The organism is Paenibacillus tritici, assembly GCF_013204885.1.
GTDB classification, from domain to species: domain Bacteria; phylum Bacillota; class Bacilli; order Paenibacillales; family Paenibacillaceae; genus Paenibacillus_AQ; species Paenibacillus_AQ tritici.
Window position 1 is genome coordinate 107,421 of the sequence record NZ_JABMKX010000009.1, and the last position, 15,902, is coordinate 123,322.

At 55.0% G+C, this 15,902-nt stretch carries 14 protein-coding genes; all 14 read left to right on the forward strand.

Going from position 1 to position 15,902, the window contains the following annotated elements:
- The first annotated feature begins 117 nt into the window (after window positions 1-117).
- Entirely contained in the window at window positions 118-1,485 is a 1,368-nt protein-coding gene (locus tag HQN87_RS17285) for a spore germination protein (RefSeq protein WP_173135978.1), read from the forward strand.
- The gene (locus HQN87_RS17290) at window positions 1,482-2,582 is read left to right on the forward strand and encodes a GerAB/ArcD/ProY family transporter (protein ID WP_173135980.1); all 1,101 of its coding nucleotides are present in this window, start codon (window positions 1,482-1,484) and stop codon (window positions 2,580-2,582) included. The genes HQN87_RS17285 and HQN87_RS17290 overlap by 4 nt, the downstream gene beginning before the upstream one ends.
- The gene (locus tag HQN87_RS17295; RefSeq protein WP_173135982.1) at window positions 2,579-3,694 is read left to right on the forward strand and encodes a Ger(x)C family spore germination protein; all 1,116 of its coding nucleotides are present in this window, start codon (window positions 2,579-2,581) and stop codon (window positions 3,692-3,694) included. Before HQN87_RS17290 ends, HQN87_RS17295 begins: the two co-directional genes overlap by 4 nt.
- A gap of 72 nt (window positions 3,695-3,766) precedes the next feature.
- Window positions 3,767-4,162, forward strand: coding sequence for a Fur family transcriptional regulator (locus tag HQN87_RS17300; protein ID WP_173135984.1), 396 nt, complete (start codon window positions 3,767-3,769; stop codon window positions 4,160-4,162).
- Between the two features lie 448 nt (window positions 4,163-4,610).
- On the forward strand, window positions 4,611-6,665 hold the full coding sequence (locus tag HQN87_RS17305; protein ID WP_173135986.1) for a methyl-accepting chemotaxis protein: 2,055 nt from the start codon (window positions 4,611-4,613) through the stop codon (window positions 6,663-6,665).
- Window positions 6,666-6,756: 91 nt separating this feature from the next.
- Window positions 6,757-7,569, forward strand: a complete 813-nt coding sequence (locus HQN87_RS17310) for a uroporphyrinogen-III synthase (RefSeq protein WP_173135988.1) — start codon at window positions 6,757-6,759, stop codon at window positions 7,567-7,569.
- Window positions 7,570-7,641: 72 nt separating this feature from the next.
- Window positions 7,642-8,274: a ThuA domain-containing protein gene (locus HQN87_RS17315; RefSeq protein ID WP_173135990.1), complete on the forward strand. Its 633-nt coding sequence runs from the start codon at window positions 7,642-7,644 to the stop codon at window positions 8,272-8,274.
- A gap of 74 nt (window positions 8,275-8,348) precedes the next feature.
- Complete coding sequence (locus tag HQN87_RS17320) at window positions 8,349-8,708, forward strand: phasin family protein (RefSeq protein ID WP_173135993.1); 360 nt, start codon at window positions 8,349-8,351, stop codon at window positions 8,706-8,708.
- Window positions 8,709-10,379 (forward strand): ABC1 kinase family protein, encoded by a 1,671-nt coding sequence (locus tag HQN87_RS17325; protein WP_173135995.1) that lies wholly within the window; start codon window positions 8,709-8,711, stop codon window positions 10,377-10,379.
- Between the two features lie 365 nt (window positions 10,380-10,744).
- On the forward strand, window positions 10,745-11,107 hold the full coding sequence (locus HQN87_RS17330) for a hypothetical protein (protein ID WP_173135997.1): 363 nt from the start codon (window positions 10,745-10,747) through the stop codon (window positions 11,105-11,107).
- A 17-nt stretch (window positions 11,108-11,124) separates the two neighbouring features.
- Window positions 11,125-13,128 carry a DEAD/DEAH box helicase gene (locus tag HQN87_RS17335; protein ID WP_173135999.1) on the forward strand — a complete coding sequence of 668 codons (2,004 nt, stop codon included), beginning with the start codon at window positions 11,125-11,127 and terminating at the stop codon, window positions 13,126-13,128.
- Window positions 13,129-13,332: 204 nt separating this feature from the next.
- The gene (locus HQN87_RS17340; RefSeq protein WP_173136001.1) at window positions 13,333-14,160 is read left to right on the forward strand and encodes a M15 family metallopeptidase; all 828 of its coding nucleotides are present in this window, start codon (window positions 13,333-13,335) and stop codon (window positions 14,158-14,160) included.
- A gap of 288 nt (window positions 14,161-14,448) precedes the next feature.
- Window positions 14,449-14,787, forward strand: a complete 339-nt coding sequence (locus HQN87_RS17345) for a DUF3243 domain-containing protein (RefSeq protein WP_173136004.1) — start codon at window positions 14,449-14,451, stop codon at window positions 14,785-14,787.
- Window positions 14,788-15,077: 290 nt separating this feature from the next.
- A complete protein-coding gene (locus HQN87_RS17350) occupies window positions 15,078-15,557 on the forward strand; it encodes a glutathione peroxidase (RefSeq protein ID WP_173136006.1) in 480 nt (159 codons plus the stop codon).
- The last annotated feature ends 345 nt before the right edge of the window (window positions 15,558-15,902 follow it).

The window sequence follows — 15,902 nt, forward strand, 5'->3', positions numbered from 1 at the left end:
TTACCACTCTTCTGGAAATAGAAACGCCACGCTCCAGCTACAGGTGCATGAAAACAGGCAGGAAGTGCCAATATAAAGAGATTCAAGGAGAAACGGGCATAAAGGGGAGACGGACCCATGTCAGGACAAGAGCATAAGCAGGAGGCCTCCCTGAACGGGATCAGAGGTCAGCTAAGCGGGTTCGGCGACCTTGAAGACAAGAGCTTGACAGTTCCGGCGGGGCAGGTCAGCCTGCTGTATATCAAAAGTGTTACGGATGGACAGGCAATCAGCCGGAATATCATTGCTCCGTTCTACGAAATGGGGAATCCCGCAGGCTATTACAGCTACATCGCGGATTACCCGGGCAGTGAGGTGGTGACAGAGGGACCGCGGGCGGTGGAGCTTCTGCTCAGCGGTTATGCCTGCATAGGCTGGCAGGATAAGCTCTGTTTCTTCGATGTCCTGCGGGCCGAGGCCAGCAGTGTGAAGGAGACGGTCACGGAGAGCATCAGTCAAGGCCCTTCCGACGCGCTCGGGGAGAATCTCGCAGTGAACCTCAATCTGATCCGGCGGCGCTATCAATCCGCTGCACTCAAGATGGAATTCACCGTTATTGGCAATATGTCCAAGACCAAGGCGGCGATTCTCTATGACGAGGACAGAGTGAATCCTGAGGTGCTGGCGGAGTTAAAAGAGAAGCTGGACTCGCTTAAGCTGGATATTCTGCAGGCCGCCGGAGAGCTGGAGAAGTATATCAGCAGCGACAAGCTGCGCATTTTTCCCAAAACCATCGTTACAGAGCGCCCGGACCGGGTAGTATTCAATCTGGCAGAGGGCAAGGTAGCTATCCTGCTGGATACGACCGGGTATGCTATTGTGCTTCCGTCGATCTTCAACGATTTCTTCATAGCTATGGATGACAAAATCCAGCTTCCCTTCGTAGGGCGCTTCCTCAAGCTGCTGCGCATCCTGGGCGTGGCTATGACATTATGGCTGCCAGCCTTGTATATAGCCTTCACCTCGTACAATCCGGAGATTGTGCGCGTACAAATTGCCCTGCTGATCGGGGGAAGCCGTGCAACGGTGCCTTACCCTTCTTTTGTCGAGGTGATTCTGATGATGATCATGATGGAGTTTCTGACGGAGGCCAGCTTGCGGCTGCCCCGGGCTATCGGTCCGACAGCGACAACAGTGGGCGGTCTGATTCTGGGACAAGCGGCTACCGCAGCGGGACTAATTGGCAACATCATGATTATTCTCGTCTCCGTTGTGGCGATATCCAATTTCCTGGTGCCGCTCAATATGATGAGCTTCTCGATCCGGGTTCTGAAATATTTCTTTGTCATCGCAGCAGCCTTCCTCGGACTCATCGGCGTGGTCATCTGCCTGGTGGGCTTCACGCTGTATTTATGCAGCCAGCGCAGCTTCGGCCAGCCTTATTTCAAGCTGTTCTTCCTGGATACGATAGGAACATCCCTGAAGAAGAAAGGCGGGGGACAATGATGGCGAAGAGCCGCTATTTCTACTGCCTGTTTCTCATGAACTCCCTGATCAATATCATTAACTTCACCCCCCGGGAGCTGCTCGATACCCGCTTTGACGGTGCGCAGTCCTCCATTCTGGTTGCGGTGGTTACAGGTACCCTGTTCATCTACCTGTTCACCAAAGTCATTAATAAATTCCCTGGCAAGGGACTCCCGGAAATCTTCGCGTCGGCCTTGCCGAGGCTGCTGGCCTCTCCGCTGATTCTGATTTATGCGGTTCTATGGTATTTCGCCGGTGCGCTGATTCTGTTGTCCTTTGTGGATATTACCCTGCGGTTTGTCAGCCCGGATACCCATCCAACGGCAGTCCTGCTGGGGTTCCTGGCTGTGGTATGTCTCTGCAGCCGAATTGACCCGCTGTCTCTGCTCTACGGGCTGGAGGTGACACTCGGGATCACACTGCCCTTAATTCTGTATACGACAGTCAAGGCGGTCGTTAACCCGAACTTCAGCTGGGATGCCGTACTGCAGATGATGACCTATTCGCTACATCCTCCGGATATGAATAGTATTGCGGCAGCGACGTTTACGTTCAGCGGCTACATTAATATGGCCATCTTCAACCGGGTATTTCATGGTTTGAAGCTTAAGCATGTATGGATTCTGAGTCTGGAGGGGCTGCTGGTGCTGCTTGTCACTTTTTATGTGCCTATCGGGTACCATGGGACCGTCGGTGTCGAACGGCATGTGTATACCTGGTTTACCACGGCGGACAGCATCCGTATTGAGGCTTTTTTGGTGGAGCGTATGCTGTATATTTTTTATTTCGCATACAGTACCTTGGCTCTGGTCAGTGCCATTATCCAGTGGCATGTCGGCAAGGAGCTGTTCCTTAGCCAGCTTCCCTCTACAGGCGGCAAGCCTAAGGCCAAGCTGCGGCGGGAGGTGGTTATCCTGGGGATTTTTGCGGGAGGAACCCTCTTTCTCATGCGCATGGATCAATACAACCTGAATATGCTGGGCGTATTCCTGCTGCATGTCCGTTGGTACGGGGAGCTGCTGCTGATTCTGCTGTTATTCTGGTGTTATTGGATCATAAGGAGGCGCAGAGCGTGAGGGGAAGAGTCGTTCGGGCAATGCTGCTGATCCTGCTGTCCACCGTCATGGCCATGCTCATATCAGGCTGCAACTACAAGGATATCGACCGGAGAATATTCGTAGTGGCGATTGGAATTGATCCCGGCAAGGCGGAAGGAACATTCAAGGTCAGTCTGAAGCTGGCGATTCCGCAAGGGGATGTGACGAAGATTGACGAGAAGATGCAGATCCTCACGGAAGAATCGGAGAGTATCTCCGAGGCGCTGCGCAGAATGAAGTCCAAGGTGGAGAAGGAGCTGGATTATGTCCACTGCAAATCAGTGGTTCTGGGTGAAAAAATTGCCGCCAAGGATATCCGGCATGTTGTGGACTGGGCGGTACGGCGCAGAGATATCCAGCTGATTATTAATTTTGCCGTGGGCAGGCCGGGGGCGCTGGAAGTGCTGCAGGTTAAGCCGCCGTCGGAGCGCATTCCGTCCAACTCTCTGATTCTGGCGATGAGCGGGCAAGGGACCGAGTCCCCCTTCATCTCAAGTGTGTACTCCTATCAGCTGATGAGGAGCATCTATGAGAAAGGGATAGATCCCATCCTGCCGATTATTGAGGTGCCGGAGGAGAATCAATTCCTGATTGATAAGATCGCTCTGCTGGATAAGAATAAAATCAAGCTGGTCCTCACGCCCGATGAGACCAGGCTGTTCAACCTGCTATCCCGCTCCGATCTGCAGACGAATTTCCCTGCCCATATCGGGAATGGAATGTATCAGTACTATACGGAGAGCTCCTCCTCCAGCTACCGGATTGTGAATCCGCCGGATGGAGAGCCTTATATCCGGTACACCATCAAGATCCGGGCAATTCTGGAGGAGAACAGTACGGAGGAGATGATCACCCACCAGATGCTGAAGAAGATTAATGAGGCGGGAGCTGCGGAGCTGCGTGAGGCTGTTACAGCCTTGCTGGTCAAAATTCAGGATAGCGGCATGGACCCCTTGGGGTGGGGGCTGCGTTACGGGTCACGGCACTGGAACAACGCAACAGAGATGTCGGACTGGGAGAATTTATATCCCCAGCTGAAATTCCAGGTCAAAGCCGATGTCGATGTGAAATACTCAGGAATGATCAAATAAAGTCCGGCTGGATTGACGCTTTCAGCATCAGGACTTATACTTGATCTAAAAACAAGCTAGAGGATGATAAAGATGAGAACCCTGAACTTAACCTCTCAACGTCAAGCTGTATACGATATCGTCCGTAATTCCCATGACCACCCGACCGCTGCGGAAGTCATGAACCGGCTAGTGGAGCAGGGGCATAATCTGGCTTACGGAACAGTCTACAATTCCCTGCGTTATCTCTCGGATAAGCAGATGATCCGTGAGCTGAAGCTGGGTGAGGCGGCAAGCCGGTATGACGCCCGCCTGGACGATCATCAGCATATTGTCTGTGAGATCTGCGGGGCAGTAGATGAAGTGATGAGCCAGGTTCCGCAGGAGTGGAGCGACTCGGTGGCACAGGACACCGGCTATTCGATCACCCATACGCATGTTGTATTCGGTGGCGTATGCCCGGCTTGCAGAAATAAGAATTCGCAATAGAACTATATAAGAAGCACTAAAGAAAAAAACAAAAAGCAAAAGAAGCGGAGGGGAAATTTGGAACTGTAGGAGCGGTAGCGTCCGCCTTTGTCACCGGATTTCACCCGCTAACAGCGGTTCAAAATCAAGAAATCTGGGGACAACAGCGGCCGGAAGTCCAAATGTTCACCGCAGTGACGATGAAGCTTCAAGTTCAAAACTTAAGTGCGTCTTATATAGGACCTTTGTACGGGGATATGCCTTGGGCAAAAGGCTGAATATAACAAAAGACCGTTTTCATCGAAACGGTTTTTTGTTGTGTACATATAAAAATTATCAATAAAGATAGGAGAATAATCATGAATTGAAGCGGAAAAGAGGGTTTCCGGGGGCGGTATTTAATTATATAGTTAGTCTGCCAAATTATCGTTCTTAAGACCCATGAAGAAAGAGAGAGTGAGTTCATCATATGACTAAAAAGGCGCGTCTGAACATCCGTACCAAGCTGATTGCTACCTACCTGCTTGTCTTGCTGGTGCCGAGCATCATTATAGGCTGGCAAACCTATCAATCCGCCAGCAGCAAGGTCGGGGAGCAGCTTACCAATAATGCCAAGGAAAGCGTAGTAGCAGTTAACGAGATTATTAATCACAATATTCAGTCCAAAATAGATGATATTCTTTATTTTGCCGGCCAGCTTGCGGCGGATTCTATTAATAGTGAAGCAGCCGGAGAGACTGCGCCTGTTCTGGAGAGCCGATTGAAGGAATATGCCGCGCTGCATTCCGATGTGCTGGATATTTATGCCGGAACCAGCAAAGGCAAAAGTATCCGCGCAGCAGAGATGGAGCTGCCGGACGGCTATGATCCGCGCAAGGAGAATTCCTATGTCAATGCGCTTAAGCGTGGCAGCGGCATCGTGATTTCACCGGTATTTCAGACGGTCAATCAGGAGAGCGCGGTTGCCATTTCGGCGGTGCTTGCGGGCGGAGACGGGGTAGTCAGCCTTGATCTTAACCTGTCCTCACTCGCCAGTCTGACGAATATCAAGGTCGGACAGGAAGGTTATATTCTCATTGTAGACAGCAGCAAGAAATTTCTGGTTCATCCGTCAGAAGCGATTGGCGAAGAATCCTCGCTTGATTTCGTGAAGCAAATGTTCGGGAGTGAGAGCGGAAGCTTCGATTATGTCTATAAGGATTCACCGAAGAAGCTGACCTACATGGTGAACGGACTGACCGGATGGAGAATCGGGGGGACCATCAGCCTGAATGAGATTACGCGGGCGACCAGTGATATCCGCGAAACGGTGTGGCTGGTGATCTCTGTATCCGTACTTCTGGCACTGGTGCTGATCTATTTCAATGTCTCGTCGATCCTGAAGCCGCTGCTACGTCTGCGCAGAGCGACTGAACGCATCGCCGGAGGCGACCTGTCGCAGGATATCGGGGATTTCCGTGCGGATGAGATTGGCCTCCTGGCCGGGAATTTCCGCCAGATGGTCGGGAATCTGCGGCAGATGATCATCGGTGTGCAGGAGATGACGGACAATGTCTCCTCATCGGCGGAGCAGCTTACAGCGGGGGCAGAGCAGACGACCAGAGCCATAGAGCATGTTACTGTTGCAATTCAAGAAGTGGCGGCAGGGACTGAACGTCAGGTGAACAGTGTACATAAAGGAATGATTAGTACGGCAGCCACCACAAGCGAGGTAGCCCATATCTCGGAATTCATGGAGCAGGTGTCGGCGATGATGGACAAGACCTCGTTCTCGGCTTCGGAAGGCAATGATTCGGTCATCAGCGTGGTGGACAAAATCAACGGCATTCATGAGACCGTAGAGGAGATGGGGACGGTCATCGACAAGCTGAGTGAGCGGGTCGTACAGATTCAGGGAATTACCGGTGTGATCACGGGGATCTCGCGGCAGACCAACCTGCTCGCACTGAATGCTTCCATTGAAGCGGCCAGAGCGGGTGAACAGGGAAGAGGGTTCGCTGTAGTAGCCTCAGAGGTCCGCAAGCTGGCTGAGGAATCAGAGAAGTCAGCCAGGATGATCTCCGAACAGATTACGTCCATTCATTCAGAGATGCTCCAGGCTACAGCTACTATGGAGGATGCGAAGAATAAGGTTATGGGCGGCATTATGGCTGTGGATACAACGGGGCGTTCCTTCTCGCGCATCCGCAGGGCCGTCAAAGGGGCGGCGGAGAAAATAGAAGCGATGAACGAAGCCGTCCATACCCTCACCGCTGAAGCGGACAGTATGGATAAAGCCATCGGCGAGATCCGCGGCATTACCGAGGAGGCGGCAGGCAATACCGAGACCATCTCGGCGGCAGCCCAGCAGCAGCTTGCTTCCGTGGAGGAGATCGCCTCGTCTTCAGCGGATCTGAGCCATCTCGCCGATGAGCTGCAGCAGCTCGTGGGCCGCTTCAAGCTGTATCCCGGAAATCAGGCTCCACCAGTGTCCGAAGTCCTTAAGCCCGGGGAGAGTCTTCCCGAAGATCGGCACATTTCCTGAGGAAAAATATGCGGCCTGGTCTTTTCTTTTACCACACTTTGCAAGTATACTGATAAGCAATAATACGGGGTGACGAAGGGGAGAAACGTTCATGGCAGAGCAATTAAAGGGCATTACCGTGGCCCTGGCCGGTCCGCGCAAAGCGGAGGAAATGGCCAAGCTGGTAGAGAATATGGGAGGAACCGCGCTGCACCGTCCCGCCCAGGGAACCACCTTTCTGGATGATGATGCCCTGCGTGACGGGCTGATCGCCTGGACGAATCAGCCGCCGGATCTAGCCGTTCTGACTACCGGCATGGGCCTCGACGCATTGTTCGAGATGGCCACGAAGCTGGAGCTTGAAGGCCGCTTCCTGGAGGTTCTCTCCGCCTCACCTATTGCTGCGCGCGGTTATAAGACAGTGAATGCCCTGAAGAAACGGGGACTTGAGCCGGTGGTGCGTGACGATGACGGCAGCAGCGCCGGTCTGATCCGCGGACTGCAGGATTGGGATTTGCAGGGCAAGCGGGTTATGCTGCAGCTGCACGGGGAGACTGCGCCTCAGCTGGTCGGGTGGCTGGAGCAGGCGGGGGCAACCGTAGGCTGTGTGCAGCCTTACCGGTATACCGAGCCGGAGCCGGGAGCCCTGGCTCTGCTGCTCACAGAGATAACGGAAGGACAGGTGGATGCGGTAGCCTTCACAAGTGCGCCGCAATTCCGCTTCCTGGCGCAGCATGCAAGGGAGCAGGGCCGGCTGGAGGCGCTCATTCAGGCACTGGAGGACAAGGTGCTGGCAGTATCCGTCGGCCGGCTTACCTCGGAGGCCCTGAAGGAAGAAGGCGTGAAGCGGATTGTTATGCCGGAGCATGAACGGATGGGCAGCATGTTCGTGGCACTGGGCCGCTATATTGCGGCACACCGGTAGCAGAAGGCCGCCGGGCCCTGCGTACAAAGACAAGTAACACAAGTAATACAAGTAATACAGAGGAGGAGACCCATGGATAAGAGAAAATGTCTGTTGTTAGGCGATTACACACACCCCCGGTTTCACCCGCTGCAAGGGGTAGATAAGCAGGTCAGTGAAATTCTGAATGAGCTTCTGACGGTACAATGCTCGGAGAACAAGAAGCTGCTGTTAAGCGAGCATCTGTCCGGATACGATCTCTGCATCGCATATAATGAATTATGGAACGAAACGGTATCCCCGCAGCAGACTGCAGGTCTGCTGAGTTATGTCAGCGGGGGAGGCGGACTGATTGTCCTGCATACCGGTATATCCCTGGCGAAGCGGTATGAGCTAGCCCAGCTGATCGGCGGCAGATTCACCGGACACCCGCCTTTTACACCGCTTCAATTCAAGGTGCTGGAGCATGATATCACCGAAGGCATGGAGGATTTCCAGCTGGATGAAGAGCCATACCGGTTCGAGTTCGACCCATTCACCGACAAAAAAATTCTGCTGGAGTACGAAGCGGACGGTGAGCTGCTGCCTGCGGCCTGGTGCCACAGCTATGGCCTGGGACGGGTAGTCTATCTGATGCCGGGGCATCACGAGCCTTCATTCCGTCACCCGGCAGTCCGCCAGCTTATTCTGCGGGCAGCTACCTGGGCGGCACGAATCCCCAGATAATCCGCTTTTTTTGTGAAATGGCGGGCTAAGGGGTATACTTTATCCATAACTGGAATCTTTGGGAGGGAAGTACCATGAGTGATTTGTTAAAGAAAGCAATCTCTTTAGGAGTTGGCCTCACCATTGTCAGCAAGGAGAAAGTCGAGAAGGTCGTAGATGAGCTGGTGAAGCGGGGCGAGCTGGCCCCTTCGGAATCCAAGGCCCTGGTCGACCGCCTGGTAGAGCGCGGGGATGAAGAACGGGGAGCGTTCAAGTCTGCCGTGCAGGAACAGGTTCAGCGGGTGCTGAAGGAGCTTAAGGTGCCCGTTCAGGAGGATATAGCCGGACTGGAGTCACGTATTGCCAAGCTGGAAGGACGCGTGGCCGAGCTGGAAGGCAAGTCCCCTCAGGAGTTCCCCCAGGAGACCATCGTGCCGGAAACAAGTAGTGAATAAATGGCAGTCCGCATAAGGCATGCCGGACGTTACCGGGCTATAGCCATGGCGCTTATGCGTCATGGCTTCGGCTATATGGTGGAGGAACTGGGCCTTTACCATCTTCTGTCACTTCCCCGCCGGATTATTACACAGGAGGTTCATGAAAGTGTGACACTCGGTGAGCGGGTCCGCCGGGTGCTGGAGGATTTGGGGCCGACCTTTGTCAAGCTCGGCCAGCTTGCCAGTACGCGCTCCGATCTGCTGCCGGAGGGGATTATTCAGGAGCTGGTTAAGCTGCAGGATCATGTGCCGCCCTTCTCTGCCGAGACTGCCCGCAATATTCTGGAGCAGGAGCTGGACCAGAATATTGATGCGGTTTTTGAATACTTCGAGAACAATCCGCTCGCTGCCGCCTCCATCGGCCAGGTACACCGGGCTGTACTGCATGGCGGACAGAGTGTAGCGGTCAAAATACAACGTCCAGGCGTCATGCGGACCATGAGCAGGGATCTGGAAATTCTAACGGATCTAAGCCTGCTTGCCGAGCGCAAGATGGACTGGGCCAGGCAATACGGGTTAACCCGGATGGTCGAGGAATTCTCCCGCGCACTGCTGGCGGAGCTTGATTATGCCCAGGAGGGGCGTAATGCCGAGCGTATAGCCGGGCAGCTGTCTGCTCAAGATAATGTATATATTCCGTCCATCTATTGGGACTTCAGCTCCACAAGGGTACTGACCATGGAGTATATGGAAGGAATTACGCTGAACCGCAGGGACGAGCTGCTGGGCGCAGGCTTTAAGCTCAAGACTATCGCCCAGCAGCTTGTTGAGATGATGCTGAATCAGATTTTTATTCATGGCTTCTTCCATGCCGATCCGCATCCAGGCAATGTCATGGTGCTGAAGGACGGGAAGCTGGCCCTGATCGACTTCGGGATGGTCGGGCGGCTTAGCGAGGACATGAAGGATGGCCTGTCCGCACTGGTCATCGCACTCATGCGTAAGAATACGGATTCAATGGTACGGGCTATTCTGCGTCTGGGTGTAATTCCTGAGGATGCCGACCGGATGGCGCTGCATGATGATATGGACCGGCTGCGGGAGCAGTATTATGATATCCCGTTCAAGCAGGTCAGCATCGGCAAGGCGCTGAATGATCTGTTCGGCATTGCCCGCAAGCACCGGCTGGTCATTCCGCCGGATCTGGCGATGCTGGGCAAGACCATGCTGACGCTGGAAGGCATGGTGTCCAGCCTGGACCCGGCCTTCAGCATTATGCAGATGGCCGAGCCGTTCGGCAGGCAACTGCTGAAGCAGCGCTTCAGCGGAAGCCGCCTGCAGCGCAAGCTGCTGGGCGGGGTAGCCGATCTTGCCGAGAGTCTGGTGGAGCTTCCCGCCCAGGCCCGGCAGCTCTCGTCGCTGATCAGCAAGGGCAAGCTGAAGGTCGAGATCGGTGTACCCGAGCTCCAGGGTCTGGAGCATAAGTTCAGCCGGGTCGGTAACCGTCTGTCCTTCAGCATTGTGCTGCTGGCCTTCAGCATCATTATGGCCGGGCTGATTATCGCATCTTCCCTGCGCGGCGAGCCTTCGCTGCTCTGGGACTTCCCGATCGTTGAGATCGGATCAGTCATCGCCCTGCTGATGATTCTGTGGCTGCTGTTCTCCATCTTCAAATCAGGAAGATTCTAGCCGGAAGAAGACGGGAAATAATTATTCTCCGGCAGATGCACACAAGCGGCGTGAAATCAAGTACAATATATACAGATAACTTGCCAGAAATTAAAGTGTAATGGAACGCAAATGGAGTGCCGTCTGAATGTCCGGTGGATCGCTGCTGCGCCTTTAAAACCGAACTTCGACCGCAGCCTTGCGGGCCCATGGGACGGAAGGGCTCCGGTGACGGGGTTCTTCCGCTTTTGTTTGATACGGATACTCACGAGCGATATCCGTATCCTGCTTACTTGCGTACATTACTCCGTTAAATGGATGAATATAAGTTATGAAATTTGATTGCCGGAGGGGCGTTCCCTTTCAGGTAGCCCCCTGGTGCGAGAATGAAGGGTATTAATGCACCTGAATTCGCTGGATGCAGGCCAAGTGAGGGAATGAAGGGTATTAATGCACCTGAATTCGCCGGATGCGGGCCAAGTGAAGGAATGAGGGGTATTAATGCACCTGAATTCGTCGGGTACGGGCCAAGTAAGGGAATGAGAGGTATTAATGCACCTGAATTCGCTGAATGCAGGCCAAGTATGGAAATGAAGGGGATTAATGCACCTGAATTCGCCAGATGCGGGCCAAGTGAGGGAATGAGGGGTATTAATGCACCTGAATTCGCCGGATGCGGGCTGAGTGAGGAAATGAGGGGTATTAATGCACCTGAATTCGCAGGATGCGGGCCAAGTGAGGGTTTTTGAGGTTGGACCGGACTTTTATGAAACGAAAATTTAGGAAAAAGAGTGAGGTGGAGCAATTGCCGGGTTTTAAGGAATTAGGAGTATCTGAAGTATTAACCGATCTGCTCAAGGGGCAGGGAATCGTGAAGCCGACGCCGGTGCAGGAAGAGGCTATTCCGCCGCTGGTGGAGGGTCTGGATGTCATTGCGCGCGCGAAGACGGGAACGGGGAAGACATTGGCTTTTCTGCTGCCGATTATGGACAAGATCCGGGTAGAGGCGGCTTATCCGCAGGCGCTTATCCTTGCGCCAACGCGTGAGCTCGCGCTGCAGATTACCGAGGAGGCGCGCAAGCTGGCGCGTCATACGGGTGTGAAGATTCTGGCGGTCTATGGCGGTCAGGATGTGGAGAAGCAGCTCCGCAAGCTGGAAGGCGGCAGACATCTGATCATCGGCACGCCGGGACGGCTGCTGGATCATCTGCGCCGGGAGACGCTGGACCTGGGCGGCGTGAAGATGCTGGTACTGGACGAAGCGGACCAGATGCTGCATATGGGCTTCCTGGAGGATGTGGAGACGATCATTACGGCTGTGCCTTACCGCCGCCAGACGATGCTGTTCTCCGCGACCATGCCGGACCCGATCAAACGGCTGGCTGCGAACTATATGAAGGAGCCGCTTGATATTATTATCAAGAGCGGCTCGCCGATTCCGCTGGATAATATCCGCCAGCAGGTGGTGGAATGCTCCGACCGCAACAAGGAAGAGGCGCTGATCTCGCTGATCGAGCGGGACCGTCCTTACTTGGCCATTATTTTCTGCCGGACGAAACGCCGGGCCATCAAGCTGAATGAAGCGCTGCAGGCGGCCGGCTATGATTGCGACGAGCTGCACGGCGATCTGTCACAGGGCAAACGTGAAGCCGTCATGAAGCGGTTTCGGGAGGCCAAGCTCCAGCTGCTGGTAGCTACTGATGTGGCGGCACGCGGTCTGGATGTGGAAGGGATCACCCATATCTTCAACTACGATCTTCCGCTGGATGCGGACAGCTATATCCACCGGATTGGCCGCACGGGCCGCGCCGGAGGCAAAGGCCTTGCGATCACGTTCTCTTCGCCGCGCGAGCGCGCCGGGCTCGAACTGATCGAGCACGGCATCTCCCAGCGGCTGGACCGCCGCCGGTACGAGAAGGATGAATTCGGCGTAGGCGAATTCACCTCGGTCCAAGGCGGCGGCTCGCCACGCGGCGGGCGGCAGAGCGCTGCGCCTGAAGCGGCGCGCGCCGGCCGTGGCGGCCGCGGACAGGGCCGCAGCGGCGGTGCGCCGCGCGGTGAAGCCGCAGGGCGTCCGGGCGGGCGCGGACGCGGCGGCAAGGAAGCAGGCGGCTGGAGCGCGCCTGCGGAAGGCAGCGGCCGCAACCGTAAAGGCGCGGCCGCTGGCGGTAAAGAAGCAGGCGGCTGGGGTGCGCCTGCGGAAAGCGGTGGCCGCAGCCGTAAGGGCGCGGCCGGAGGCGGTAAGCGCAGCGCCTACAGCGCGGCTGCGCCGATGGGCGACTCCGCCGGCAAGAGCGCGGCGAAGCCACGACCGGGCGGCGGCTACGGTGCCTTCGCCAGCGGCGGCGACAGCGCAGCCAGCGGCTATGCCGCCGGTGCGAACGCCGCAGCGGGACGCGGCGGCAAGGGCGGCGCTGCGAGGGGCGCCGCCGCACAAGGCGGCCCGAGCAGCGGCTACAGCACCAATGTAGCCAGAGGTGCGGATGCCGGAGGGTTCAGCTACGGTGCCTCGAAGGGCGCCGGATCGGGCGCCGGGTATAATCCCGGCGGCGCGAAATCAAGCCCCAAATTCCGGGCCCATGTAGCACGCAGCAACGATGCCGGCGGCTACAGTGCCTCCGCTCCCAAAGGCGGCTCACGCGGCGGCTCCAAGGGCGGCAAAGGCGGATTCGCCTCGGGCGGACGCAGCAGCGGCGGGAACTCATCGCGCGGCGGGCGCAGTGGAGGCTCCGGCGGCGGTTCACGCGGCGGACGCGGCTCGTCCAGATAACGGCGCTTTACATCTATAGCTAATCCTTGTTACCATAGGGCAGTTGGCTCATCAGCCAATTGATCTATGGTAATATTTATGTACGGGGATGCCAGGCAGTGATCTGAGGCATCACTGAAACATTTTTGCCGCTAGGCCTGTCTAATAGAATAGATACCGGAACACGGATACAGGTCTACACAACTTTTAGGAGGATTATGCAGCATGTCCAAAACCGCTAAAATTATCATTCTTTTCATCGTCGTGATTGCTGTCGGCTGGGGGATCGGAAAATATACCAGCCCGTCCGCTTCCCGGGAAGACGGAACCAATATAAACACCGGTGCAGACCTTGGAGCGGAGCCGGGAACCGGACCTGAGGCTTCGGCGCTGCCTGAGGATGCAGATGCACCGGCGGCTACGGATAAGCCGGCCCCCGCTAATCCTAGTGATGCTGAGATGGTCGTAGCCGAGCCGGAGAGCATCGCGGTCATGGTCAATAAGCAGTACAGTCTGCCAGAGAAATATAAGCCAGCCGATCTGGTCTATCCTGACGTACCTTTTATCTTCTCGGAAAAGATTGAGAAGCGGATGCTGCGGCGTGAAGCGGCTGAAGCTCTGGAGGAGATGTTCGCCGGAGCCAAGGAAGATGGGATCTATCTGGCCGGTGTATCCGGCTACCGTTCGGAAGCGACCCAGCGGAGACTGTTCAATAACTATGTGGACAGAGACGGCGAAGAGAAGGCGCGTACCTACAGTGCATTGCCCGGACACAGTGAGCATCAGACGGGACTTGCCATCGACCTGTCCGGCAGTGACGGCAAGTGTGCTGCCGAGAGCTGCTTTGCCGGTACGAAGGAAGCCGAATGGCTTGCTGCCCATGCCGCTGAATACGGATATATTATCCGGTTCCTTGAAGGCAAGGAGGCGATCACCGGATATATTTATGAGCCTTGGCATGTCCGTTATGTAGGCAAGGAGATTGCCGCATCTGTAACGGAACGAGGAATTACACTCGAAGAATATTATGATGCCGTTCCGGTGGCGGAATAACATCTGTACAGGCGGTCCTGTGTTTTCTGCGGGGCCGTTTTGTTTTTTTTAATACATATTCCTTATATTTCCTCCTGGAACGCAGCCCGCCTGATCTACTATTCCACGTACCAGCAGGGTAGATCATTGTATCTAAGGCAAGCACTGCCCTGCGGAGAGAAGGCAGTTGTCCATCCGGCATCCTCTGCGGGTCTTCGTTTGGTTCGCCTGCCTCTTCGCTTGGTTCACCCGCCTGGCCTCTGGTTAAGTAGTGGGAAACCGCACACTATGAAATGGGAGGCGTTCTGTATGTCTGAACATAATCATGTGGTGAGTAAGGACGGCAATGTAACGATGAACCGGGTAACGGATGCGCTGGACCGGATAGATCCGGGACAGAAGGAATTGATTCTGAACAATTTCGAGCAGTTTAAGGCTTATTTAGGAAAGCGCATTCAACTGGCACAAAAAATCGGACTCAGTGACGAACAGCTCGCAATCGCCGCCGAGAAAATCGCCGATTATCTGGCCGCATATGAAGAACCGCGTAATAGTGAAGAGAAGCTGCTGCTGGAATTGTGGAAGGCCGGGAACAAGGAGGAGCGCCACAGGCTGGCCCATATGCTGGTGAAGATGGTGCAGCAGTAACAGAGGCTGCAGCGCCTATCCCTGAAATAGTAAAGGTCCGGCGGCGTATCAGATACCCTTTTGCAGAGAAGATGGCAGGCGATAAATATAACTTATCCGGCAGAAGGCGGTCCCGTAATGATTGCGGAGCCGCCTGTTTGCATTGCAGGATACCTTTGACTTAGTAGCGGAGAGAGCGGCCTTTCCTGCCGGAATTTGGTTTTGGCTGACAATAGGATAGAATGGAGAGGAAAGGCTCCACATGATGAACATGGATCATAACTACACAGCCGAAAGGAAGCGAAGCAGAGATGTCGATTTATAGTTTTGCCGGAATCACCCCTTCGGGTACAGAAGTGCCGTTTAAGGACTATGAGGGCAAGGTGCTGCTGATCGCCAATACGGCCAGCAAGTGCGGGCTTACTCCGCAATATGGAGAGTTACAGAAGCTGTATGAACAGTATGGAGATCAGGGACTGGTAGTGCTGGGCTTCCCGTGTAACCAATTTGCCGGCCAGGAGCCGGGGACCAGCGAGGAAGCGGAGGCTTTCTGCCAGATCAATTACGGGGTCACCTTCCCGGTGTTCGCCAAGGTTGATGTAAATGGTCCGGAAGCCAGCCTGTTGTTCCAATATTTGAAGGGGCAGCAGCCGGGTGACGGGGAGAGCAGTGATATCCAGTGGAACTTCACGAAGTTTCTGGTAGACCGCAGCGGCCAGGTGGTCGCGCGCGTCGAACCGAAGGAATCACCGGAGAGCATGAAGGGACTTATCGAATCGGTGCTGAACTGAAGCCGGGGGAAACGGGTCCGGTAGCGGATGGGGAAATGGATTAGAAAGTAGATTGGGCAGAGTAAAGTAAGCCAGGCTATATACGCTCTCCCGGATCGTGGCGCAGGTCGGCGCGGTCCGGGAGTTTTTTGGGTAATGTGGGTAATTAGGAATGCACCAGAGATACTTAAAGAGCGATTGGGACACGAAAGAACGATTTGAACAAACCAGATGGTAGGGATGGGAGTCGAATGGTAGGGGGAAATCGGATGGTATGGATGGTAACCGGAAATAGCAGTTGGATTTTGGGCACCTACTGATGAACGAATGAACTCTGCTACAACAGCAGTTGTATAAACAGCACTT